The sequence below is a fragment of the Castellaniella sp. S9 genome, assembly GCF_027257175.1.
Classification (GTDB): domain Bacteria; phylum Pseudomonadota; class Gammaproteobacteria; order Burkholderiales; family Burkholderiaceae_B; genus Castellaniella.
The window spans coordinates 1-26,156 of the sequence record NZ_JAPFGD010000012.1; the positions used below are offsets into that span (position 1 = coordinate 1).

The 26,156-nt window shown below is 62.2% G+C and carries 13 protein-coding genes and 1 tRNA gene; 10 read left to right on the forward strand and 4 right to left on the reverse strand.

The window, feature by feature from the left end; translation table 11 throughout:
• The coding region (locus OOZ48_RS16930) for an Ig-like domain-containing protein (protein ID WP_269499999.1) at positions 1 to 14,584 on the reverse strand (14,584 nt) is incomplete at its 3' end.
• A 411-nt stretch (positions 14,585 to 14,995) separates the two neighbouring features.
• Between OOZ48_RS16930 and OOZ48_RS16935 the strand changes: the two genes are divergently transcribed.
• The 9 genes from OOZ48_RS16935 to OOZ48_RS16975 all read left to right on the forward strand — a co-directional run bounded on the left by OOZ48_RS16935 (position 14,996) and on the right by OOZ48_RS16975 (position 22,734).
• On the forward strand, positions 14,996 to 15,526 hold the full coding sequence (locus OOZ48_RS16935; protein WP_269500000.1) for a TRAP transporter small permease: 531 nt from the start codon (positions 14,996 to 14,998) through the stop codon (positions 15,524 to 15,526).
• A gap of 10 nt (positions 15,527 to 15,536) precedes the next feature.
• Positions 15,537 to 16,838 carry a TRAP transporter large permease gene (locus tag OOZ48_RS16940; protein WP_269500001.1) on the forward strand — a complete coding sequence of 434 codons (1,302 nt, stop codon included), beginning with the start codon at positions 15,537 to 15,539 and terminating at the stop codon, positions 16,836 to 16,838.
• A 71-nt stretch (positions 16,839 to 16,909) separates the two neighbouring features.
• On the forward strand, positions 16,910 to 18,025 hold the full coding sequence (locus tag OOZ48_RS16945) for a C4-dicarboxylate TRAP transporter substrate-binding protein (protein WP_269500002.1): 1,116 nt from the start codon (positions 16,910 to 16,912) through the stop codon (positions 18,023 to 18,025).
• 60 nt (positions 18,026 to 18,085) lie between these two features.
• On the forward strand, positions 18,086 to 18,499 hold the full coding sequence (locus OOZ48_RS16950) for a nuclear transport factor 2 family protein (RefSeq protein WP_269500003.1): 414 nt from the start codon (positions 18,086 to 18,088) through the stop codon (positions 18,497 to 18,499).
• 74 nt (positions 18,500 to 18,573) lie between these two features.
• A complete protein-coding gene (locus OOZ48_RS16955; protein WP_269500004.1) occupies positions 18,574 to 19,395 on the forward strand; it encodes an SDR family NAD(P)-dependent oxidoreductase in 822 nt (273 codons plus the stop codon).
• Entirely contained in the window at positions 19,388 to 20,176 is a 789-nt protein-coding gene (locus OOZ48_RS16960) for an SDR family NAD(P)-dependent oxidoreductase (protein ID WP_269500005.1), read from the forward strand. The genes OOZ48_RS16955 and OOZ48_RS16960 overlap by 8 nt, the downstream gene beginning before the upstream one ends.
• Positions 20,173 to 21,594, forward strand: coding sequence for an FAD-dependent oxidoreductase (locus OOZ48_RS16965; RefSeq protein ID WP_269500006.1), 1,422 nt, complete (start codon positions 20,173 to 20,175; stop codon positions 21,592 to 21,594). The genes OOZ48_RS16960 and OOZ48_RS16965 overlap by 4 nt, the downstream gene beginning before the upstream one ends.
• Before the next feature lie 62 nt (positions 21,595 to 21,656).
• Entirely contained in the window at positions 21,657 to 22,208 is a 552-nt protein-coding gene (locus tag OOZ48_RS16970) for a nuclear transport factor 2 family protein (protein ID WP_269500007.1), read from the forward strand.
• 70 nt (positions 22,209 to 22,278) lie between these two features.
• Positions 22,279 to 22,734, forward strand: coding sequence for an oxidoreductase (locus OOZ48_RS16975; protein ID WP_269500008.1), 456 nt, complete (start codon positions 22,279 to 22,281; stop codon positions 22,732 to 22,734).
• A 37-nt stretch (positions 22,735 to 22,771) separates the two neighbouring features.
• On the opposite strand, the gene OOZ48_RS16980 is transcribed toward OOZ48_RS16975, so the two are convergent.
• Positions 22,772 to 22,846 (reverse strand) — tRNA-Arg (locus OOZ48_RS16980).
• A 178-nt stretch (positions 22,847 to 23,024) separates the two neighbouring features.
• Here OOZ48_RS16980 and OOZ48_RS16985 point away from each other — a divergent pair.
• The gene (locus OOZ48_RS16985) at positions 23,025 to 23,945 is read left to right on the forward strand and encodes a c-type cytochrome (protein WP_269500009.1); all 921 of its coding nucleotides are present in this window, start codon (positions 23,025 to 23,027) and stop codon (positions 23,943 to 23,945) included.
• A gap of 1 nt (position 23,946) precedes the next feature.
• Here OOZ48_RS16985 and OOZ48_RS16990 read toward each other — a convergent pair whose 3' ends face one another.
• The gene (locus OOZ48_RS16990; protein WP_269500010.1) at positions 23,947 to 25,182 is read right to left on the reverse strand and encodes a CaiB/BaiF CoA transferase family protein; all 1,236 of its coding nucleotides are present in this window, start codon (positions 25,180 to 25,182) and stop codon (positions 23,947 to 23,949) included.
• A gap of 40 nt (positions 25,183 to 25,222) precedes the next feature.
• Positions 25,223 to 26,140 (reverse strand): LysR family transcriptional regulator, encoded by a 918-nt coding sequence (locus OOZ48_RS16995; RefSeq protein ID WP_269500011.1) that lies wholly within the window; start codon positions 26,138 to 26,140, stop codon positions 25,223 to 25,225.
• Positions 26,141 to 26,156 lie beyond the last annotated feature (16 nt).

Sequence of the window (26,156 nt, forward strand, 5' to 3'; positions counted from 1 at the left end):
TCCACGTACCATCCGCAGCAACGGCGCCGATGTAATCAGTACCATTCACCGTCAGAGTGACGGCATCACCTTCGTTGAACTCACCCGTCACCGCACCGGTGACATCCACCGAAGCACCAGACTCAGCAGCATTGATGACATTGTCGGAGGTGATCGGATCAACCGAAATCGCCAGATCCGGTGCGGTGGTATCGACACCATAGGCGTGGGAAGCTGTGGCCGTCGTGCTGTTACCGGCAGCGTCCGTAGAGGTCGCACTGACATCCACCGAACTATCCGCCAGCAGACCATCGGTCGCAACATCAACGGTCCACTTGCCAGAAGCAGCATCTATCGTAGCCGCGTACTGCTGGCCATTGATCGTCACCGTGATCGTCGTCTCAGCACCAACCTCGGCGGCAACCGCCCCCGTCACCGCAATCGTCTCTGCACCAGATTCCGCAGCGTTAATGACGTTATCAGCCGTGACCGGATCAACAGACACAGTCAGCTCAGGCGCTATCGTGTCTACGCCATAGCTGTGGCTAGAGGTCACAGTCGTGCTATTGCCAGCCGCATCGGTCGTCGTCACCGACACGTCCAGAGCGTCTGTGGCCGTCAGGTCGGAACCTGCAACGGCTATCGTCCACGTACCATCCGCAGCAACCGCACCGGTGTACTCGATGTCGTTGACCGTCAGCGTAACAGCGTCGCCTGCGTTGTACTCACCAATCACAGTGCCGGTGACATCCACCGATCCGCCGGACTCAGCGGCATTGATCACATTGTCAGACGTGATCGGATCAACCGAAACTGCCAGCTCAGGTGCAGTGGTGTCAATCGAGTAGGTGTGAGTGGTGGATGTGGTCGTGCTGTTGCCTGCGGCGTCCGTGGACGTCGCACTGACTCCCACGGAGCTATCTGCCAGCAGATCGGCGGTCGCAACATCAACGGTCCAAGTACCTGCGGCAGCGTCCACGATAGCCGTGTACTGCTGGCCGTTGACTGTCACAGTAATCGCCGTCTCAGTACCTGCTTCGGCAACAACCGTACCAGTCACCGCAATCGTCTCTGCACCAGATTCAGCAGCGTTGATGACATTGTCGGACGTGACCGAATCAACGGACACCGTCAATTCAGGCGCAGCGGTGTCGACGCCATAGTTGTGCGTGGTGGCCTGCGTCGTGCTGTTGCCTGCCGCATCGGTCGTCGTCACCGACACGTCCAGAGCGTCTGTGGCCGCCAGGTCGGAACCTGCAACGGCTATCGTCCAGGAGCCATCCGCAGCAACGGCGCCGGTGTACTCGGTATCATTCACCGTCAGGGTGATGGTGTCGCCCTCATTGAACTCACCATCCACCGAACCAGTGACATCCACTGATGCGCCAGACTCAGCGGCATTGACCACATTGTCGGACGTGATCGGATCAACCAACACCGTCAGTTCAGGTGCATCAGTGTCAACCGAGTAGTCATGGGTCGCGGTCGTCGTCGTGGCATTGCCAGCGGCGTCAGCAGACGTCGCACTCACAGCCACCGCGCTATCGGCCAGCAGGTCGCTGGTCGCAACATCAACCGTCCAAGTGCCTGCGGCAGCATCCACAGTAGCTGCGTACTGCTGACCATTGACCGTGACAGTAACCGTTGTCTCAGCGCCGGCTTCGGCGGCAACTGTACCGGTCACTGCAATCGCCTCTGCACCAGACTCAGCAGTGTTGATGACGTTGTCAGATGTGATCGGGTCTACAGCGACCGTCAGCTCAGGCGCGTCAGTGTCAACCGAGTAGTCATGGGCGGCGGTCGTCGTCGTAGCATTGCCAGCGGCGTCAGTAGACGTCGCACTCATAGCCACCGCGCTATCGGCCAGCAGATCGCTAGTAGCAACATCAACCGTCCAAGTACCTGCGGCAGCGTCCACGATAGCCGTGTACTGCTGGCCGTTGACCGTCACAGTAATCGCCGTCTCAGTACCTGCTTCGGCAACAACCGTACCAGTCACCGCAATCGTCTCTGCACCAGACTCGGAAGCATTGATGACGTTATCGGACGTGATCGAGTCAACGGACACCGTCAGTTCGGGCGCTGTCGTGTCTACACCATAGCTGTGCGTGGTGGTGGTCGTCGTGCTATTGCCCGCAGCATCCGTTGTAGTAACCGACACACCCAGGGAATCGGATGCGGCTAGACCAGAGCCAGCTACAGCAATCACCCACGTACCATCCGCCGCAACAGCGCCGGTGTAATCAGTACCATTCACCGTCAGGGTAACGGCGTCACCTTCGTTGAACTCACCCGTCACTGCACCGGTGACGTCCACCGACGTGCCAGATTCAGCGGCATTGACCACATTGTCAGCCGTGATCGGATCAACCGACACAGTCAGATCGGGGGCAATGATATCGACACCATAGGCATGGGAAATGGCGGTTGTCGTGCTGTTGCCCGCAGCGTCGGCCGTCGTAACCGACACATCCAAAGACGTGGCAGCAGCCAGATCGGTGCCTGCAACCGCTATCGCCCACGTGCCATCAGCAGCAACAGCTCCGGTGTACTCGATGTCGTTGACCGTCAGCGTAACAGCGTCGCCTGCGTTGTACTCACCAGTCACAGTGCCGGTGACATCTACCGACGCACCGGACTCGGCAGCGTTGATCACGTTGTCAGGCGTGATCGAATCAACCGAAACTGCCAGCTCAGGTGCAGTGGTGTCAATCGAGTAGCCATGGGTCGCGGTCGCCGTTGTGGCATTGCCAGCAGCGTCAGTAGACGTCGCACTCACAGCCACCGAACTGTCTGCCAGAAGATCGCTGGTCGCAACATCAACGGTCCAAGTACCTGCAGTCACATCTACCGTGGCCGCGTACTGCTGGCCATTGACCGTCACCGTGATCGTCGTCTCAGCACCGGCCTCGGCAGCAATTGAACCCGTCACCGCGATCATCTCTGCGCCAGACTCAGCAACGTTGATGACGTTGTCATTGGTGACCGAATCAACCGAGACCGTCAGGTCAGGTGCCGTCGTGTCTACGCCGTAGCCGTGAGTCGTGGTCTGCGTCGTGCTGTTGCCTGCTGCATCCGTCGTCGTGACCGATACATCCACAGCGGTGGCAGCAGCCAGATCGGAGCCCGCAACCGCTATCGTCCATGTACCATCCGCAGCAATCGTGCCGGTGTACTCGGTGTTGTTCACCGTCAACGTGACGGTATCGCCCGCGTTGAACTCACCATCCACCGCACCAGTGACATCCACTGACGCGCCAGACTCAGCGGCATTGACCACATTGTCGGACGTGATCGGATCAACCAACACCGTCAGTTCAGGTGCATCAGTGTCAACCGAGTAGTCATGGGTCGCGGTCGTCGTCGTGGCATTGCCAGCGGCGTCAGCAGACGTCGCACTCACAGCCACCGCGCTATCGGCCAGCAGGTCGCTGGTCGCTACATCAACCGTCCAAGTGCCTGCCGCAGCATCCACAGTAGCTGCGTACTGCTGACCATTGACCGTGACAGTAACCGTTGTCTCAGCGCCGGCTTCGGCGGCAACTGTGCCGGTCACTGCAATCGCCTCTGCACCAGACTCAGCAGTGTTGATGACGTTGTCGGCAGTGATCGGATCCACAGAAACCGTCAGCTCAGGCGCTGTCGTGTCTACACCATAGCTATGCGTGGTGGTGGTCGTCGTGCTATTGCCAGCCGCATCCGTTGTAGTAACCGACACATCCACAGAATCGGCCGCAGCCAGGTCAGAGCCTGCAACCGCTATCGTCCACGTACCATCCGCCGCAACAGCGCCGATGTAATCAGTATCATTCACCGTCAGAGTGACGGCATCACCTTCGTTGAACTCACCCGTCACCGCACCGGTGACATCCACCGATCCGCCGGACTCAGCGGCATTGATCACATTGTCAGACGTGATCGGATCAACCGAAACTGCCAGCTCAGGTGCAGTGGTGTCAATCGAGTAGGTGTGAGTGGTGGATGTGGTCGTGCTGTTGCCTGCGGCGTCCGTGGACGTCGCACTGACTCCCACGGAGCTATCTGCCAGCAGATCGGCGGTCGCAACATCAACAGTCCAAGTTCCTGCGGCAGCATCCATCGTGGCCGCGTACTGCTGACCATTGACCGTCACCGTGATCGTCGTCTCAGCACCTCCCTCGGCGGCAACCGCTCCAGTCACCGCAATCGTCTCTGCACCAGATTCGGCCGCGTTGATCACGTTGTCAGCAGTGACAGAGTCAACAGACACCGCCAATTCTGGCGCTGTCGTGTCCACACCATAGCTGTGCGTGGTGGTGGTCGTCGTGCTATTGCCCGCAGCATCGATCGTCGTCACCGAGACGATCAACGAGTCAGTAGCTGCCAGGTCAGAACCCGCAACCGCTATCGTCCACGTGCCATCAGCAGCTACTGTGCCAGTGTACTCGGTGCCGTTCACCGCCAGAGTGACAGCGTCGCCTTCGTTGAACTCACCAGATACCGATCCAGTGACATCCACAGCAGCACCAGACTCAGCAGCATTGATGACATTGTCGGAGGTGATCGGATCAATCAACACCGTCAGTTCCGGCGCTTCGACATCAACCAAGTAGCCGTGCGTGGCGGTCGTCGTCGTGGCATTGCCGGCTGTGTCAGTAGAGGTCGCACTCACCGCCACCGAACTATCCGCCAGCAGATCATCGGTCGCGACATCAACCGTCCAAGTGCCCGCGGCCACATCTACCGTGGCCGTATATTCTTGACCATTGACCGTCACCGTGACCGTAGTCGATGCACCCGCCTCAGCAACAACTACGCCCGTCACCGCAATCGTCTCTGCATCAGACTCAGCGGCGTTGATCACGTTATCCGACGTGATCGCATCAACAGATACAGTCAGCTCAGGTGCAGTCGTGTCTACGCCATAGCCGTGAGTCGTGGTCTGCGTCGTGCTGTTACCTGCTGCATCGGTCGTCGTCACCGACACATCCAGAGAGGTGGTAGCAGCCAGATCAGAGCCAGCAACTGCGATCACCCACGTACCATCCGCAGCAACAGCGCCGATGTAATCAGTACCATTCAACGTCAGGGTGACGACATCGCCTTCGTTGAACTCACCAGATATCGTGCCAGTGACATCCACGGCAGCGCCAGACTCAGCCGCGTTAATCACGTTATCCGATGTGACCGAATCAACCGACACCGTGAGTTCAGGTGCAGTCGTGTCCACACCGTAGCTGTGCGTGGCAGCCGTCGTCGTAGCGTTACCAGCCGCATCGGTGGACGTCGCACTGACAGCCACAGAGTTATCTGCCAGCAGATCACTGGTCGCAACATCAACCGTCCAGGTGCCTGCGGCAGCATCCACAGCAGCTGCGTACTGCTGACCATTGACCGTGACAGTAACCGTTGTCTCAGCGCCGGCTTCGGCAGCAACCACGCCCGTCACTGCAATCATCTCTGTACCGGATTCGACCGCATTGATCACGTTGTCGGTAGTGATCGAATCAACCGAAACCGCCAGATCTGGTGCAGTGGTATCGACGCCATAAGCATAGGACGCTGTGGTCGTTGTGCTATTGCCTGCAGCATCCATGGACGTCGCACTCACAGCCACCGAGCTGTGCGCCAGCAAATCGCTGGCCTCAACATCAACCGTCCAGGTACCTGCGGCCGCATCCACCGTGGCCGCGTACTGCTGGCCATTGATCGTCACCGTGATCGTCGTCTCAGCACCTGCCTCGGCGGTAATCGCTCCGGCCACTGCAATCGTCTCAGCACCAGACTCAGCGGCGTTGATCACGTTATCAGACGTGATCGAATCAACTGAAACCGTCAGCTCAGGTGCGGTCGTATCAATGGCGTAGCCGTGTGTGGTGGTGGTCGTCGTTGCATTACCAGCTGCGTCCGTAGATGTTGCACTGACTCCCACCGAGCTATCTGCCAACAGATCACCAGTCGCAACATCAACCGTCCACGTGCCGGAGGCAGCATCCACCGTGGCCGCGTACTGCTGACCATTGACCGTCACCGTGATCGTTGTCTCAGCACCCGTCTCGGCGGTAACCACACCAGTCACCGCAATCGTCTCAGCGCCAGATTCAGAAGCGTTGATCACGTTGTCGGCGGTGATGGAGTCAACAGACACCGTCAGATCAGGCGCAGTCGTGTCCACACCATAGCCATGCGTGGTGGTGGTCGTCGTGCTATTGCCCGCAGCGTCGGCTGTCGCGACCGACACATCCACAGAAGTGGCCGCAGCCAGGTCGGAACCCGCAACCGTAATGGTCCACGAGCCATCCGCAGCAACCGCGCCAGTGTAATTAACACCGTTAACTGTCAGAGTGACGGCATTGCCTTCGTTGAACTCACCAGACACTGCGCCGGTGACATCTACCGACGCACCGGACTCGGCAGCGTTGATCACGTTATCCGACGTAATCGGATCAACCGAGACCGTCAAATCAGGTGCGATGGCGTCAACCGAGTAGCCATGGGTCGCGGTCGCCGTTGTGGCATTGCCAGCCGCGTCAATAGAAGTCGCACTCACAGCCACCGAACTGTCTGCTAGCAGATCGCTGGTCGCAACGGCGACCGTCCACGTGCCTGCGGCAGCATCCACCGTGGCCGCGTACAGCTGACCATTGACGGTGATTGTCACTGTCGTCGACGTACCGTCCTCAGCGGCAATAGTACCGGTCACCGCAATCGTCTCAGCACCGGATTCGGCAGCGTTGATCACGTTGTCGGACGTGATCGGGTCAACAGACACTGTCAGCTCCGGTGCGGTCGTGTCCACACCGTAGCTGTGCGTGGTGACCTGCGTCGTGCTGTTGCCAGCCGCGTCCGTGGACGTCGCACTGATTCCCACCACGCTGTCCGCCAGCAGATCGCTGGTCGCAACATCAACGGTCCAAGTACCTGCAGTCACATCTACGGTGGCCGTATATTCCTGGCCATTGACTGTCACCGTGACCGTCGTCGATGCGCCCGCCTCGGCAGCAATCGCACCCGCCACCACAATCGTCTCAGCGCCAGATTCAGCGGCGTTGATAACGTTATCCGACGTGACCGAATCAACAGATACAGTCAGCTCAGGTGCAGTCGTGTCCACGCCATAGCTGTGCGTGGCGACCTGCGTCGTGCTGTTACCTGCTGCATCGGTCGTCGTCACTGACACATCCAGAGAGGTGGCAGCAGCCAGATCGGTGCCTGCAACCGCAATCGCCCACGAGCCATCCGCAGCAACAGCTCCGATGTAATCAGTACCATTCACCGTCAAGGTGACAGCGTCACCCTCGCTGAATTCGCCGGTAACCGCGCCTGTCACATTCACAGATGTGCCAGATTCAGCAGCGTTGACCACGTTATCAGACGTAATCGGGTCAACAGACACTGTCAGCTCCGGTGCGGTCGTGTCCACATCGTAGCTGTGCGTGGTGGTCCGCGTCGTGGCATTGCCGGCCGCGTCCGTGGACGTCGCACTAACTCCCACCGAGCTATCTGCCAACAGATCGCCAGTCGCAACATCAACCGTCCACGTGCCAGAGGCAACATCCACCGTGGCCGCGTACTGCTGACCGTTGACCGTCACCGTGATCGTTGTCTCAGCACCTGCCTCGGCGGTAACCGCTCCAGTCACCGCAATCGTCTCTGCTCCAGATTCGGCCGCGTTGATCACATTGTCGGACGTGATCGAGTCAACCAACATCGTCAGTTCAGGTGCGATCGTATCCACACTATGGCTGTGAGTCGTAGTCTGCGTCGTGCTATTGCCCGCAGCATCCGTTGTCGTCACAGAGGCGGTCAACGAGTCGGTAGCTGCCAGGTCAGCACCTGCAACCGCAATCATCCACGTACCATCCGCAGCTACCGTGCCGGTGTACTCAGTGCCGCTCACCGTCAGCGTGACAGCGTCACCTTCGTTGAATTCGCCGCTCACTTGGCCGGTGACGTTCACAGGCGCACCAGACTCAGCGACATTGATCACGTTATCGGAGGTGATCGAATCCACCGAGATCGTCAGATCCGGGGCAGTAGTATCGACGCCATAAGCATGGGAAGTAGTGGTCGTCGTGCTGTTGCCTGCAGCGTCCGTGGAGGCCGCACTGACATCCACCGAACTGTCTGCCAGTAAATCACTAGTCGCAACGTCAACCGTCCAAGTACCTGCAACCACATTTACGGTAGCCGTGTACTGCTGACCGTTGACCGTCACCGTGACCGTCGTCTCTGTACCAGCCTCAGCCGAAACGGAACCGGTCACCGCAATCATCTCAGCACCAGATTCAGCTGCATTGATCACGTTGTCAGCAGTGACAGAGTCAACAGACACCGCCAATTCTGGCGCTGTCGTGCCCACACCATAGCTGTGCGTGGTGGTCTGCGTCGTGCTATTGCCCGCCGCGTCGGTTGTCGTGACCGACACGTCCACGGCGGTGGCAGCAGCCAGATCAGAGCCAGCAACAGCAATCGTCCACGCGCCACCCTCACCGGCAGTGCCGACGTACTCGGTGCCGTTCACCGTCAGAGTGACAGTGTCGCCCTCGTTAAATTCGCCGGCCACCGCGCCAGTGACATCCACCGACACGCCAGACTCAGCGGCGTTAATGACGTTGTCAGATGTGATCGGGTCTACAGCGACCGTCAGCTCAGGCGCGTCAGTGTCAACCGAGTAGTCATGGGTGGCGGTCGTCGTCGTAGCATTGCCAGCGGCGTCAGTAGACGTCGCACTCACAGCCACCGCGCTATCGGCCAGCAGATCGCTAGTAGCAACATCAACCGTCCAAGTACCTGCCGCAGCGTCCACGGTAGCCGTGTACTGCTGGCCGTTGACTGTCACAGTAATCGTCGTCTCAGTACCTGCTTCGGCAACAACCGTACCAGTCACCGCAATCGTCTCAGCACCAGACTCGGAAGCATTGATGACGTTATCGGACGTGATCGAGTTAACAAAGACCGTCAGTTCAGGCGCAGTGGTGTCTACGCCATAGCTATGCGTGGTTGTGGTCGTCGTGCCATTGCCTGCCGTGTCCGTAGACGTCGCGCTCACAGCCACCGAGCTATCTGCCAGCAAGTCGCTGGTCGCAACGTCTACAGTCCACGTGCCTGCGGCAGCATCCACTGTGGCCGCGTACTGCTGACCATTGACCGTCACCGTGAGCGTTGTTTCAGTACCTGCCTCGGCGGTAATCGCTCCGGCCACTGCAGTCGTCTCAGCACCAGACTCAGCAGCGTTGATGACATTGTCGGACGTAATAGAATCAACTGAGATCGTCAGTTCAGGCGCCTTAGTGTCAACCAAGTAGCCGTGCGTGGTGGTCGTCGTCGTGGCATTGCCAGCGGCATCGGTGGTCGTCACCGATACTGCCAGTGCATCGGACGCCGCTAGATCAGAACCCGCAACGGCAATCGTCCACGTACCATCCGCAGCAACAGTGCCGCTGTACTCGGTGCTGTTCACCGCCAGTTTGACGGTATCTCCCGCACTGAACTCACCGCTCACCTGGCCCGTGACGGCCACTGGCGCGCCAGATTCAGCGGCGTTGATGACATTGTCAGCGGTGATCGAGTCAACCGAGATCGTCAGCTCAGGCGCTGCGGTATCTACACCATAACTGTGCGTAGCCGTTGTAGTCGTAGCATTGCCAGCCGCATCGGTAGACGTCGCACTGACACCCACGGAGCTATCTGCCAACAGATCGCTAGTCGCAACATCAACCGTCCAAGAGCCAGCAGCAACATCTACAGCCGCCGTGTATTCCTGGCCATTGACCGTGATCATCACCGCCGTCGATGCGCCCGCTTCCGCAGCAACCGTACCGGTCACTGCAATCGTCTCAGCACCAGATTCCGCAGCGTTGATGACGTTGTCGGAGGTAATCGAATCGACAGATACCGTCAGCTCGGGCGCAGTGGTGTCTACGCCATAGGCATGGGAAGCTGTGATCGTTGTGCTGTTGCCTGCCGCATCGGCAGTCGTAACCGATACATCCAAAGACGTGGCAGCAGCCAGAACGGAACCCGCCACAGCAATCGTCCACGAGCCATCTGCAGCAACAGTGCCGGTGTGCTCAATGCCGTTCACCGCCAAACTGACGACATCACCCTCGTTGAACTCACCAGACACCGTGCCGGTCACATCCACGGCAGCGCCAGATTCGGCGGCGTTGACGACGTTGTCGAAGGTGATCGGATCAACTGCGACCGTCAGCTCAGGCGCAGTGGTGTCAATCGAGTAGACGTGAGTGGTGGTTGTGGTCGTACTATTGCCAGCAGCATCGGTGGTCGTCACCGACACACTTAGCGAGTCGGACGCCGCCAAGTCGGAACCGGCGACCGCAATGGTCCACGAGCCGTCCGCAGCAACGGCGCCCGCGTACTCGGTGCCGTTCACTGTCAGCGTGACGGTGTCACCCTCATTGAACTCGCCAGACACCGAGCCTGTGACATCCACGGCGGCACCAGACTCAGCGATGTTGATGACGTTGTCGGAGGTGATCGAATCCACCGTGATCGCCAGTTCAGGCGCTTCGGTGTCAACCGAGTAGCTATGCGTAGCGGTCGTCGTCCTGCTATTACCCGCGGCGTCCGTAGACGTGACGCTGACACCCACGGAGCTATCTGCGAGCAGCTCACCGGTTGCGACATCAACGGTCCACGTGCCAGAAGCGACATCTACCGTAGCCTCGTACTGCTGACCATTGACGGTAACCGTGATCGTCGTCTCGGCACCAGCCTCAGCCGAAACTGAGCCCGTCACCGTAATCGTCTCAGCACCAGACTCAGCAGCGTTGATCACGTTATCGGACGTAATCGGATCAACAGACACCGACAGATCTGGCGCCGTCGTGTCCACGCCATAGCTGTGCGTGGTAGCCTGCGTTGTGCTGTTGCCAGCCGCATCGGTCGTTGTGACCGACACATCTAACGAAGTGGCCGCAGCCAAGTCAGCCCCTGCGACTGCGATCGCCCACGTGCCATCCGCAGCAACAGCTCCGGTGTACTCGGTGCCGTTCACCGTCAGCGTGACAGCGTCACCCTCGTTGAACTCACCAGACACTGAGCCGGTGACATCCACGGCGGTGCCAGATTCGGCAGCGTTGATGACATTATCGACAGTGATCGAATCTACCGTGATCGTCAGCTCAGGTGCAGTGGTGTCGATCGAGTAGGCGTGAGTGGTGGATGTGGTTGTGCTGTTGCCGGCGGCGTCCGTAGACGTCGCGCTGACTTCCACCGAACTATCCGACAGCAGATCGTTGGTCGCAACATCAGCAATCCAAGTCCCAGAGGCGACATCTACTGTGGCCGTGTACTGCTGACCGTTGACGGTGACAGTAATCGTTGTCTCAGTACCAGACTCAGCTGAAACCGAACCAGTCACCACAATCGCCTCTGCACCCGACTCAGCAACGTTGATCACATTGTCGGAGGTGATGGAGTCAACAGAAACCGTCAGCTCAGGCGCGGCTGTATCGACACCATAGGCATGGGAAGCTGTGGTCGTGGTGCTGTTGTCCGCAGCGTCGGTCGTTGTGATCGACACGTCCAGGGTGGTGGCGGCAGCCAGATCAGAGCCTGCAACCGCTATCGTCCATGTACCATCCGCAGCTACCGTGCCGGTGTACTCGGTGCCGTTCACGGTCAGCGTGACAGTATCACCGTCGTTGAACTCACCGTTCACTTGGCCAGCGACGCTCACCGCCGCACCAGACTCGGCAGCATTGATGACGTTATCCGACGTGATCGAATCCACCGAAATAGTCAGCTCAGGGGCCGTCGTGTCTACGCCGTAGCCGTGTGTGATGGCCTGCGTTGTGCTGTTACCCGCAGCGTCGGTTGTCGTAACCGACACATGCAAAGAAGTAGCCGCAGCAAGATCAGAACCCGCAACCGCTATCGTCCACGTACCATCCGCCGCAGCAGTACCGCTGTACTCGGTGCCGTTCACCGTCAAAGTGACGACATCGCCCTCGTTGAACTCACCGGACACCTTGCCGGTGACAGCCAACGATCCGCCGGACTCGGACACGTTGACGACGTTGTCCGCGGTGACCGGATCCACGGCGACCGTCAATTCCGGCGCGGTGAGGTCTATGCCATAGGGATGCGAGGTCGTCGCGGTCGTGCTGTTGCCCGCCGCGTCGGCAGAGGTCGCACGGATCACGACCAGCGTGTCGGCCAGCAGGTCGGCGGTGGCGATGTCGGCGGTCCAGGTGCCGGATTGCGAGTCTATCGTCGCGGTGTAGTCATGACCATTGACGGTGAGGATCACGGTGGTCGCCACGCCGCCCTCGGAGGTGATCGTGCCCTTGACCGCGATCGTCGGTGCGTTGGCCTCAGCGGCGTTGATGATGCCGTCCCCGGTGATCGGGGCCATCGCGACGGACACATCGATGCCCGAGCCGCCGCCCGGTTCGAGGGTTGCGCTGCTGGTCGCGGCGGTCGCCGCGCCGTATTCGGTGGAGCTTGCCTGCGCGGTGACGGCAAAGGGCGCCGTGCCTTCGGGCACCTGCAGCACCAGCGTCAGGTCCATGGACGGCAGGCCGCCCGGATTGGCGATGTACCAATTGCCATCGGGCAAGCGCAGCGCCCCGTCGACGGTTACACCCGCGGGGATCCCGGTCAGCGTCACACCGGACAGGGTTTCGCTGCCATCAGTGTCCCTCAGACCCACATGCAGGCCCAGCGCCACTTCGTCGTAGGACTGGCCGACCAGTTGATAGCCGATGCTGATGTTGCTGCTGGTATGCCCGTCCCCGTAGATCAGGCCCTTGACGTTGTTCAGGTTGATCGACAGGCCGGTATCCAGATCGGTCAATGTGCCGTTGAGGAATCCCTGGTTATAGGTCGCATTCGTCAATTCGTAGCGATCATGGGGTTTGCTGAGGAATATATAGTCCCGGTTCTCGCCGTTGATCCCATGCAATGGCTGCCAGGCTTGGCCATCACGGCCGGCAACCAGCGTATCGAAATGACCGATCAGCGCGATGATGTCGGTCTGACCCTGAGTCGCATTGTTCGGATTGATATTGCCGCCAGTATTCGCGGGAAAGGGAGGCAGGAACAGTTGACCGGCATTCAGGCCGCTGACGGTGTATGCGCCATCGCTCGTCGTGATGACGACGCCGCCGTCCAAGGTGTAGGTGGCCTCGGGCGAAGCCTGGATGGTACTCCTCGAGACCACCTCGAATTGCATCTGCGGCGCATCGGCGACCGGCGCGATGTTCACCACCAGAGTGGCTTCCGGGCCCTCGAACCGGCCATCCGTCGGCCGGTATGTGACATGCGCATAATCAGCCTGGTTGTTGCCCACGCCGCTGCCCGCCGAGGAATCCCAGCCCGACTCGTTGTGGTCGGGCATGAAGCGTAGCCGCCCGGCCTCGATATCCGCGCGCGAAACCTCGTAGCGCCCGCCCGAGAGCTGGATGGTGGTCCATGCCGGCGCCTCGCCGGGTGCCGCGGTGTTGAACTGCAGCACCCCGTCGGCCGGCAGGCCGGTGATGAGGATGCTTTGATCCGCTGCCGGCGAATCGCCCTTGATGTTGAACTCATCCCAGGCCAGCACCCGCGGCGTGTCCTCGACGCCCAGGACACCTGCGGTGAGGGCATACTCGCGTGCCGTGGAAGCCTTGACCTCGTTGCCGGCCGCGTCGGTCGCGATGGCCGTGGCTTGGACCGCACCGCTGTCGCCGAACTCGGACGCCGGCACGAATATCGACCAATGGCCGCTCCCATCCCAGGCGGCCTCGTAATCCTGGCCGTTGACCTGGACGGTCACCGCGACCCGCGCGCCCGCCTCATAATCCACCGTGCCGCTGATGACATAACGGGGCTCAGGCGCCGCCGCAATCGAAAAACCAGACCGCCCGACGGCGGGGTCCACCCGCTCGATCAAGTCGATCTTGATGGCCACATAGAGCGGAGTGGGGTCCACGCCGGCGCTGTCGGAGGGCGTCGATGGTTCGGGAACGCTGCCCGACGCACTGCCGGTGCCGGCATGGGCACTGGTGGCAGCACCAGTACCGGTGCTGCCGCCGGCCGTATTTTCGGGACCGTGATGATCGAACCGGTCCGTGGACAGGCGGCCGTCATTCGGGACGGTGTGCGGGAATTCGTCGACCAAGGGGCGGCTGGGCTCGGCGATCCGCGCGTAGCGGTCGGCGATCGTGCCGGTGGTTTCCAGCACGTTCAGGAGGTGGATCAGGTTGTCGGTGCTGCGTTCGGTCGGGTCCGATGCATACGCGTCGGTCCGGCCGCTGGTGCCTTCATCGCCGTCGGAGAGCACGTTCAGGGATTGAATGGCGGTGAAGAGGTCCTCGCCCGTGCCCAACAGCTGTGCCAGGATGCCGGTCGTCGTGCTGTCGATGCCGTGAACCGCCGCGTCGATGGCGTGCACATCGCTCTGGATCACGTCGGAGCCGAACAGGAATTCGCGATCCGAGCCGATATAGATGGGATCGCTATCGGCCAGGTCGAGCCGGACCGTACTGCCGTCGCCGGTGATGATTTCCGCCCCTTGCGCAACCGTCATGCCGACTTTGAGCGGCAATCGTTCGCCGTTGGGCTGCTTGACCCAGGCTTGACCGATGACCAGTGTGACCGTTGCGACTTGGATAGCCATTGCGTTGGAACTCTTGATGTGGTGTTGTCCGGCCAACAATCCATGTCGAATCAATGACTTGTCACTGATCACTGGTTTGCGGGCGCAATAAAGTGACCCTATGTTAGGAAAACCGGATGCGGAAACATATTGTCGCCACCGACAGGTTTGGACAGGCTTGGCCCGCCTCCGGACATCCCACTCATTAGATTCATGTATACATTAAGAAGAAAGCCCTATGAGAAGAGCTAATAAAACACCACAAACCTAGGGTTATCACTAATGACTAGAACGGGTTCATGTATGCACAATTGATATCCGTTAAGGTTTTTAGCCATAAAACCGTCCAAAAACCCCGATTTCCAGTCTTCATGTATACACAAGGCGAAATCCGGGCTGCTCGCAAGATGTACTCGACCGAGAGAAAACGCAATGGATAAATTGATCATTAGAGCAAGCCATGCCCTGGTGCTGGTCTGCTCGGCGGCGCTGGTCCTGATGATGGTCCAGGTCACCCTCGACGTCGCGGGCAAGTACCTGCTGCATGAACCGATTCCGGGCAGTGAAACGATCGTGTCCAGCTACTACATGGTGGCGATCGTGTTCCTGCCGCTGGCCTGGGTGGAGGTGTGCGGCGAAGCCATCGTGGTCGAGCTGATCTACGGCATCGCCTCCAAACCCATCCGCATGATCATGGCCGCCGCGGGCGCCGCTGCGACCGTGATCTGCTACGGTTTTCTGGCCTGGTTCCTGTGGGCGCCCGCCATGCACGCCTACGGGATCGGCGAATTCGATGCCGGCACCTGGGACGTGATTACCTGGCCCAGCCGATTCCTGCTGCCGATCGGCCTTGCCCTCGGGGCGCTGGTTGCGCTGCTCCAGATGGTCCGCATCCTGACAGGACGCCCCCCGCTGCAACATCAAGTCGCCGGCGAGACGTCCGAATTTCCAGAACAAATCTGAGGAGCCCTGAATGGATCCCTTGCTTGTCGGCATTCTCGGCATCGTCCTGCTGTTGGTATTCATCGCCACGCGCTTTCCCATCGGGATCGCGATGGGGCTGGTCGGTTTCCTCGGGATACTCGCGATCATCGGGCTACAGCCCGCGATCGGCATTGCCAAGGCGGTGCCCTACGAACTGGTGGGGGACTGGAACCTGTCCGCCGTCCCGATGTTCCTGCTGATGGGGTATTTCGCATCCGCCGCCGGACTGACGCGCGGCCTGTTTCGCGCGGCGCGGATTTTCATGGGGCACGTGCCCGGCGGCCTGGCCTCGGCGACCGTGCTGGCCAGCGCGCTCTTCGCCTCGGCGAGCGGCTCGAGCGTGGCCACCGCGGCGGCGTTCTCGCGCATCGCAGTGCCGGAAATGCTGAAGGCCGGCTATCTCCCGTCGCTGGCCACCGCCTCGGTCGCCTCGGCCGGCACGCTGGGCTCGCTCATCCCGCCCAGCGTGCTGCTCATCATCTACGGCCTGATCACGGACCTGTCCATCGGCGCCCTGTTCGTCGCCGCCGTGATCCCGGGCATCCTCTCGGCAATCGTGTACATCGCCATGATCACGATCCGCTGCAAGACCAACCCCGCGCTCGCGCCCCGGGTCCAGGAGACGTTCTCGGCGGAAGACCGCAAGGAGGCGATCCGCGACATCTGGCCGCTGCCGCTGCTCATCGTCGGCGTGCTGGGCGGGATCTTCACAGGGATCTTCACCGCCACCGAGGCGGGCGCCGTGGGTGCGTTCCTCGCGGTCGCGATTGCGGTCTCACGACGCCAGTTCAGCCTGAAAGTGGCGGAAAAGGCCCTGTTCGACACGGCGGTCAGCACGTCGGCGATCTTCATCATCGTGGTGGGCGCGGCGATCTTCTCGCGCTTCATCGCGCTGTCGACCCTGCCGGTGTGGGTGACGAGCTCGCTGGACGGCTACAGCTTTGCGACAGTCATCATCCTGATCTGCATCGTGTACCTGATACTGGGCTGCTTCATGGAAAGCATCTCGATCATGCTGCTGACGCTGCCCGTGCTGGCACCGCTGCTGGCAGGCTACGACATCAACATGATCTGGTTCGGCGTGCTGGTCGTGAAGCTGCTGGAAATCGGGCTCATCACGCCGCCGCTGGGGCTGAATGTCTACGTCATTCGCTCCAGCCTCGGAAAATCGGTCAAGTTGGGAACGATTTTCAAGGGGGTTATGTGGTTCATCGCCTGCGACATTTTCGTCGTGGCCTGCATGATCGCGTTCCCCGCCCTGACGCTTTGGCTGCCGTCGTTGATGCGGTAGGCGGCCGCTCCCATTCTCCCCGGAAAGATCGCCTCCAGAATCGATCCGACACTTATCAAAGGTGGAAACCCATGAAAAAATCAGTCCTGATGTTCGCAATCGCCGGGCTTGCCTTCTCGTCCGCCAGCCTGGCCACGACGTATCGCGCCACGAACTGGCTGCAGCCCATCCACACGCTGAATGCCGAGCCCTACCAGAAGTTCTCGGAAGCCCTCAAGAAAGCCACCGACGGCGAGATCTCCTTCACAGTCTATTCGGGCGGCACGCTGGTGCCCGCCAAAGCCACCATCCAGGCGCTGCGCGACGGCACGGCCCAACTGGGCATCGTGTACCCCGGGTACACGCCGGCCGAGCTGCCGCTGAACAACGTGCTGGTCGATCTGGGCTTCCTGGTCAAGGACCCGATGGCAGCCGCCTTCGCCTATACGGAAATCAACCTCACCAACAAGGACCTGATCCAGGAATGGCAAAAGCAGAAGGTCCTGTTTGCCGGCGGCTATTCGACGCCCACCTATAACTTCATGTGCGCCAAGTCCATCCAGTCTCTGGCCGACGCCAAGGGCAAGAAGATCCGCACCGCGGGCGGCACCCAGACCGATTGGGTGGCGAGCATCGGCGGCGTGCCCGTGTCGGTCCCCATCGGCGATGTCTACACTGGACTGTCGCGCGGCTCGGTCGACTGCACCATGGCCGAGATTCCCAACCTGATCAACTCCAAATTCATTGAAGTCGCATCCTCCATTACCCGCCTGGACATGGGCGCGGTGCCGGGCGCCATCTATGTGCTGAACCCGGAATTCTGGACGAGCCTGTCGCCCGAGAACAAAAAGGCCATGATCACCTACATGGCCAAGGGCCAGGCCGACCAGCAGATCGGCTATGCCGCCCGCGCCAAGGAGGCCCTGGCGATGGCCGAGAAGGAAATCAAGGTCATCCAGCCGGATCAGGACCTGGTCGATACGCTGCACGCATTCCAGTCGAGCTACATCAAGGAGCTGCCCGCCAAGGCCATGAAGGACCGCGGCATCGCCGATCCGTCGGCCCTGATCGCCGAATACACGGCGCTCGAAGCCAAATGGCACGAACTGCTGAACACGGTCGATCGCGAGGACTCGGACGCGGTCGCCGCCCTTCTCGAGAAGGAAATCTACGGCAAGGTCGACCTGGACCAACTGATTTCCCAATAAGCCGTGCGCAGCCCCCGGGCCCGACTGGCCCGGGGCCCAACCGTCATCGAGGACCCAACAATGAACCGCCTGGATGAAACCCAGATTGCCGTGCTGCGGAATTTCTACGCCCAGCAAGCCCACCTCATCGACACAGGCCAACACGAAGGCTGGGCGCGCAGCTTCACCCCCAACGGCGAATTCCATTCCCCCACCTATGGGGCGCCCGCCGTCGGGCACGGCCAGCTCGCGGACATTTCACGGCGCTTCAGCCAATCCGCACAGGACGCGGGCGAGCGCCATCGCCACATCATCGAGAACGTCTGGGTGGTCGAGTGCGAAGGGGCCTGCGCGCAGGTACGCGCGTACGTCATGATCGTCGGCACCGATCTCGAGCGGAAAGAAACCCGGATCTTGCGCGTCGTGACGAACATCGACCAGCTGGAAAGGGCCGCCGAGGGCTGGCGAATCCGCCACAGGCGGATCGAATACTGAGCCGATAGGCTCGACACCGCCAGGCTCCCCGACTTCGCGAAGCCGCGCGGATTCATGGATATTTTTTCAAAGGTATGAAAGTGGAAGATCAATCGACACAGCCGGGCAGCGGTACCGGCGTCGCACAGTATCCAGAGCTCGCGGGCCGCGTGGCCGTGGTCACCGGTGCAGCCCGCGGCATGGGCGCATGTTTTGCGCTGGGTCTGGCGAACCAGGGCGTCCACGTCATCGGCGTGGACCTCGACCAGGACGTTTTGCAAAAGTCTTTCGACACTGCTCGCCAGGAAGGACGCCTGGCCTCGAACGGCACAGGATCACTGACCGCCATGCGTTGCGATGTGTCGCGCCGCGACGAGCTGTTTAAGGTCGCCGCCGAGGCCAAGGCGCGTTTCGGACGCCTCGACATCTGGATCAACAATGCGGGCGTCTTCATCCAGGCGCCCATCGCCGGCGTCACCCCCGAGGAAGTCGAGCGCACCTTCGGCGTCAACGTCGACGGCGTGATCTTCGGTGCGCAGGCGGCCGCCGGCGCCATGCAGGGCGGCGGGGTCATCATCAACATGGCCTCGGTGGCCGCCTTCCGTGTTCGGCGCGGCCGGCCGGTCTACTCGGCCTCCAAGGCGGCGGTCCACAGCCTGACGCAATCGCTGGCCGTCGAACTGGGCGACCAGGGCATCCGCGTCAACGGCGTAGCGCCGGGCTTCATCGACACGGAAATGACGAACTGGGTCAAAGAGAACCCCGAAGCCATGGCCAAGGCCTTGTCGACGGTCCCGCTGGGACGCATCGGCACGCCCGAACAAGTGTTCAACGCCCTGCTTTTCCTCGTGTCCGATTCGGCATCCTACATATCCGGCCAGACGTTGGGCGTGGACGGGGGATCCCGCCATGGCTGAGCACAAGGGTGTAGTCCTGGTCACAGGCGGCGCCCAGGGCATGGGCGCATCGCATTCCGAGGCGTTGGGCAAAGCGGGCTGGCACGTGTGCGTGGCGGACGTGAAGGACACGGCGCCGACGGTGCACACGATCCAGACGCAGGGCGGTTCCGCCAGCGGCCACCGCCTGGATGTGGTGGATTCCGAAGCCTGGAACGCCCTGGCGGCTCACATCAAGAGCGAGTTCGGCGGCCTGGCCGGGCTGGTGAACAATGCGGGCGTGTCATACCGCCACGGCATCAGCGACACCGATGATGCGAACTGGCACAAGGTGATCGGCGTCAATCTGAACGGCGTATTTTTCGGCATGCGCGCGATGGCGCCGCTCATGCGCGACAGCGGCGGCGGCTCGATCATCAATATCTCGTCCATCTCCGGCCAGCTCGGCTACCACGGCGCGGCCTACGGGGCCAGCAAGTGGGGAGTCCGCGGCCTGACGAAGAGCGCTGCCGGGGAATATGCCCCCTGGGGAATCCGGACCAACTCCATCCATCCGGGCCTGATCGACACGCCCATGGTGTCCAATGCGGATGCCTTCGTCGCGTCTTCCCTCGAATCGATCCCCTTCGGGCGGGCGGGAACACCCGCCGAAATCAGTGCGGCCGTGGTCTTCCTCATGTCTCCGGAATCGTCCTACCTGAACGGCAGCGAGCTGACGATCGACGGCGGCCTGATCGCGGCCGGAACCTATTGGCGGATCCGCCATGAAGCCGCCCAACGATCCAAGGGAGGCGACCTATGAGCAATTGGGACGTGATTGTCATCGGCGCCGGCGGCGCCGGACTGACCGCGGCGATATCCGCCGCCGAGCAAGGCGCCAGCGTGGCGATCCTGGAGTCCGAAAAGGAAATCGGCGGCTCCACGCAGCTGTCGGCCGGCCTGTTCACCGCCGCGGACACCAGCGTGCAGCGTGCCCTCGGCATCGAGGATTCGGCCGCGCGTTTTTTCCAACACTATATGGACCTGAACCAATGGCGCCTGCAGCCTGGCTTGATCCAGCGGTTCTGCGAGGCCTCGGGGCCGACGCTGGAATGGCTGATCGGCCTGGGCGTGGATTTCCCGTCGAAGTTCTCGACCAATGCGCATGACCCCGGTCTGATGCAGGCGGGTGTCGAAGACGTCTGGCGCGGCCACGTCCCCAAGGACCAGGGGTATGGCCTGGTCAGCGCCCTGAACCAGCAGCGGCTGGAAAAAGGCATCGATCTGTTCCTGGACAATCGGGTCGAGGACCTGGTCGTCGAGGACGGGCAGGTGCGCGGCATCAAGATCGGCGGCGAGCTGATCGAAGCCAGCGCCGTGGTCGTGGCCAGCGGCGGGCTGTCCCACAACAGCCACCTGCGCCGGCTGTATTACCCTGAAACGCTGGAGGCCGGCGAGGACCTGTTCATCGTGGCGGCGCCCGGCAGCCGGGGCGACCACATCCGCTTTGCCGACTCGGCCCAGGCCGCGCTGACCGGCCATGGACAGGGCCTGCTGATGGTCACCTCCTATATCCAGCGGCTGCACCATTGGCAGTCGGGCTTTCCGCCGCGCTCCAGGATCTACATCAACCAGTCGGGCGACCGCTTCATGAACGAGGATATCCCGTACGCGGTATCCCCGGGCATCGTGCGGGACAACGGCGGCCTGGTGTGGAACGTGTTCGATGAAAAGGCCCGTACCTCGCTGCCGGAAGGCTATATGCACTGGAACAAGGACCGCGTCGCGGAGGATGCCGAAAGCGGCGCCATGCTGAGCGCGCAGACCCTGGACGAGCTCGCCGCCAAGATGCACGTGCCGGCCGACCGCCTGAAGGCGGCCGTCGAGCGCTGGAACGAACAGCTGCCCAATGGAACCGACCCGGACTTCCTGCGGCAGGCCACCATGCACAACAAGGGCGACGACCGGCCCCTCGATCCCATCGCCCAGGCGCCTTTCTATGCCGCCCGGACCTGCCCCGCCGAACTGGTGTGCACCCACACGGGCCTCGCCATCGATACCGAGGCACGCGTGCGCAATGCCCACGGCGCGGTGATCAAGGGCCTGTACGCGGCCGGCGAAGCCGGCGGCGGCGTGCTGGGCAACCGCTACGTCGGCGGCGGCAACTCGATCGCCAATGCCCTGACGATGGGCCGCATTGCCGGCCTGTCGGCGGCCATGGATACCGCGGCAGCCCGCTGATCATCCGGGCGTCGTGGCCGCGCCGGTCATGACGCCCGTTCTTTTTTCACAAAGGATTCCTCATGAACGACCAAGAGAAGTTCCTGCAGCGGATGGCTGCCGAACACGAGATCAAGAACGTCCTGCAGCAGTATTGCCGCGGGGTGGACAGGCGCGACTTCGACCTGGTGCGCTCGACCTACCATACGGACGCCATGGACTATCACGGCCCGTACAACGGCGACGTGGACGGCCTGATCCAATGGATGACGCGGCGCCATGAAGGGGTCGCGCAATCCATGCACCTGCTGGGCAACTGCATCATCGATTGGGTGAGCGACACGGTGGCCCTCGTGGAAACGTATTGCGTGACCTACCAGAAGCTCAAGAGCGGCGGCGCGGCGTCCACCTCGGACGTGGGCCTGACCGTGGGCGGCAGCGGCCAGCAGACGCAGGTCCGCTGCCGATATCTGGACCGGCTGGAAAAACGCGACGGCGTCTGGCGGATCGCCAAACGCGTCGTGGCCTACGAGTCCCTGCTGCTCGAGGAATCGCCGGGCGACGCGCCTTTTTCAGCCAGCATGCAGCTGGCGACGCGCGGCAAGGACGATCCGCTCTATGATCTGCTGGGCTAGTGTCCTGTCTGGCTAATTCCGATCCTTACCTTCGGCGCCTGGCGACGACGATCGCCGCGCGGTCCGGCAGGTGTGGCCCGCCGACAAGGCATTGGGATTCAGGCTGAACGGCACCGACTGGATCGAAGGCGGGATCGTGATCGACGAGACGGTGGCGGTGGCCCGGACGTTGAAGGACCTGGGCGTCGACTACATCAGCGTGTCCAGCGGCGGCAATACGCACGCCCAGAAACTGCCGCCGATGGTGCCCGGCTACCAGGTCAGCCTGGCCGAGCGCGTGCGCAAGGATGCGCAGATCACGACACTGGCGGCGGGACTGATCGTGACGCCTGGGCAGGCCGAACACATCGTGGCATCGGGACAGGCGGATTTTACCGGGATCGGGCGCGCGGTCCTGGATGATCCCCGTTGGGGATTGCATGCGCAGCATGCCCTGGACGGCAAAGCAGACTACCCGCGATCGCACTGGCGCGCCGGGCCCGGTATCTGGCCGGGGTTTCCCCTGGCGCACCCGCAGTCCTCGTGACGGCGACAGGCGTCATCCGATCATTGAAACGCAGCAGTGGCGCGCCCGCCAGGAATCGAACCTGGATCAGAGGCTTCGGAGGCCCCTATTCTATCCATTGAACCACAGGCGCAAGGCCCGCTATTGTACAGTGTTTGGAAGGCGCGCGCCGAGCCAGGCCGGCGCTGGACCCCGGGGGCCATGCGTGAGGACACGCGTCCCGCTATAATCGTTGTTTGATGCCTGGAGCATCGCGCCGATGCGTTTGGCACGGCCCTGCAGCATTCGAATAAAACACCCAGGATTCAACCATGAGCCACGAAGAAAACGCCGCCGAATCGCACGGACACGAAAGCATCATCAAGACCCCGCGTCAACTGCTGATCACCGTCATCCTGGCCTTTCTGATCCCTATCGTGGTCATCATGATGCTGGTGAACCTGGTCGGGGCCAGCATCAAGACCGGCGCGGGCTCCGACGGCCAAACGCCCGAAGCCATCGCCAAACGCATCCAGCCGGTCGCCGGCTTCAAGCTCGTCGACGCCGACGCGCCCAAGGTCTTCAAGACCGGCCAACAAGTCTTCGAATCCACCTGTAGCGCCTGCCACACTGCAGGGGTGGCAGGCGCGCCCAAGTTCGGCGACGAGGCCGCCTGGGCGCCCTTCATCAAGCAAGGCTACGAGAGCCTGGTCAAGAACGCCATCCATGGGATCGGCGCCATGCCGCCCAAGGGCGGCAATGCCTCGCTGGACGATTTCGAGGTCGAGCGCGCCGTCGTCTACATGGTCAACCACTCAGGCGCTTCGTTCGACGAGCCCAAGGAACCGGCTGCCGGCGACGGTGAGGCCAAGGCCGAGGCCGCGCCCGCCCAGGCGGCTGCGGCGCCCGCCGCCGCGGCCGAGCAGCCCGCGGCAAGCGAGCAGGCTGCGCCCGCAGCCGCACAAGACGCCGCCCCGCAACAGGCTGCCGCGCCGGCCGAGGCCGCCAGCGCCAATCCGCTCGGTGAAAAAATCTACAAGACCTATTGCTTCGCCTGCCATGCCTCCGGGGTGGCCGGCGCGCCCAAGTTCGGCGACAAGGATGCCTGGGCCCCGTTCATCAAGACCGGCATGGACGAAATGCTCAAGAACGCCATCAAGGGCGTGGGCGCCATGCCGCCGCGCGGCGGCTCGCAGGCCACCGACGAGGAACTCAAGGCCGCCATCGAATACATGGTCGACGCCGCCCAGTAATTCAGGCGTTCGCGGCAACGAAATCGGCGATCTCGTCCTCGCTCATCCCCAAGCGATCGCGCAGGATCATGGCGGTGTGCTCGCCCAGCAAGGGCGGGCCGCGATGCGCCGCCAGCGGCGAGGCGCTCAGCCGCATCGGACTGGACACCGTGGGCATGTGCCCGGCCACCGGATGCGGCACCATCTGCAGCAGGCCGCGCGCCTTGACCTGGGGGTTCTGATAGACCTGCTCCAGCGTATTGATGGGGCCGGCGGGCACGCCGGCCTGCTCGAGCGCCAGAAGCCATTCATCGCGTGATCGCCGCTTCATGGCCTCGACCAGGATGGGAATCAGGATCTCGCGGTGCACGACGCGCCCCTCGTTGCGGGCAAAGCGCCGGTCGGCGGCCAAGGCGGGCTGGCCGATCACCCGGCAATACGCCCGGAACTGGGTATCGTTGCCCACCGCCACGATCAGGTGCCCGTCCTGTGCCGCAAAGACCTGGTAGGGAACGAGATTCTGGTGGGCATTGCCGGCGCGGCGCGGCGCCTGGCCCGTCGTCAGGTAGTTCATGTTCTGGTTGGCCAGCATGGCGACCTGGCAGTCCAGCAGCGCCATGTCGATGTGCTGGCCCTCGCCGCTGCGGCCGCGTTCGAGCAGGGCGGCCAGGATCGCCACGGTGGAATACATGCCCGTCATCAGGTCGGCCACGGCGACGCCGGCCTTCTGCGGTCCGCCGCCGGGCAGTTCATCGCGCTCGCCGGTGACGCTCATCAGGCCGCCCAGCCCCTGGATCATGAAGTCATAGCCCGGACGATTGGCATAGGGTCCGGTCTGGCCAAAGCCCGTGATCGAGCAATACACCAGCGCCGGATTGAGCGCGCGGATGCTGTCGTAGTCCAGGCCGTACTTGCGCAGCCCACCGACCTTGAAATTCTCGACCAGCACGTCGCACTGGCACGCCAGGCGGCGCACCACATCCGCCCCCCGCGCGCTGGCAATGTCGACCGCCACGGAATACTTGTTGCGGTTGGCGGCCGCGTAATAGGCCGCCTCGGTGGTGTCCCGGCCGTAAGCGTCCTTGACGTAGGGCGGCCCCCAGCCGCGCGTGTCGTCGCCGGAGAGGGGGCGTTCGATCTTGATGACTTCGGCGCCCAGATCGGCGAGGTTCTGGGTGCACCAAGGACCCGCCAGCACGCGCGTCAGATCCAGGACGCGGATACCGGACAGGGCGGGAGGACGAGGCGTTTCGGTCATGGAGGCTCCTGAGTTCGCGCCAGTTTACGGCCTGTTCACCCTAGCGCGCGTCCGCGAGCCCCCATTCGATCTCGCCGGTGAACGCCGGCAGGAATTGCGCAAAGACCTCGGCCGCCGGCGAGAGGCTCGCATGGCGGCGCGTGTAGACGAAGAACCGGCGCCGCACCTCGGGGTCGTGCAGCGGACGCATCCGCATGCCGTACAGGTCGACCAGCGGGCGCGCGTACGGCAGGCACGGCGTGATCCCGAGCCCCGCGCTGACCATGCTCAGGGCCGTGCTCATGAACGCGACCTCGTGGCTGGGGCGGATGGACGGCGTGGAGATCGCCCCATGCAGGTCCAGCATCAGGCGATCGGTGAACTGGCCCTGCAAGGCGATGATCGGGTGGCGCATCGCATCGGCCCAGGTGATGCGCTCGATCGATTCCAGGGGGTGGCCCGGGGGAAAGACGATCATGAAAGGCAGATCGAACAGCGGCTCGGCGCCCAGGTCCGCCAACTCGTCGCGCTGCGGGCCGACGCCGATGTCGACTTCGCCGCGCAGGATGCGCGTGATGACGTTCTCGACCGCGCAATCCACCAGATGGACGCGCACGTCCGGGTAGGTCTCGCGGAATCGGGCGATCAGGGCCGGCATGAGCGTGCTGGCCATCAGTTGCGGCGCGGCGATCCGCACGATCCCGCTGTGCAGGCGCTTGAGACTGTCGATCCCCTCGAGGGCGCTGTCCAGGTCCTGCAGGATCTTGGTGACGACCGGATGGAACTCGCGCCCGATCTCGGAGAGCTGGATGCGGCGCGTGTTCCGGTCGACGAGGCGGACGCCCAGCCCGGCCTCGAGCTCTTTGATCAGGCCGCTGAGCGCCGACTGCGTCACGTGCATGGACTCCGCCGCCCGCGTGAAACTGCCGGTGCGCGCCAGCGCGGCGAAGGCGCGCAATTGCCTCAAAGTCACGTCCATTGCGAATCCATAAGAT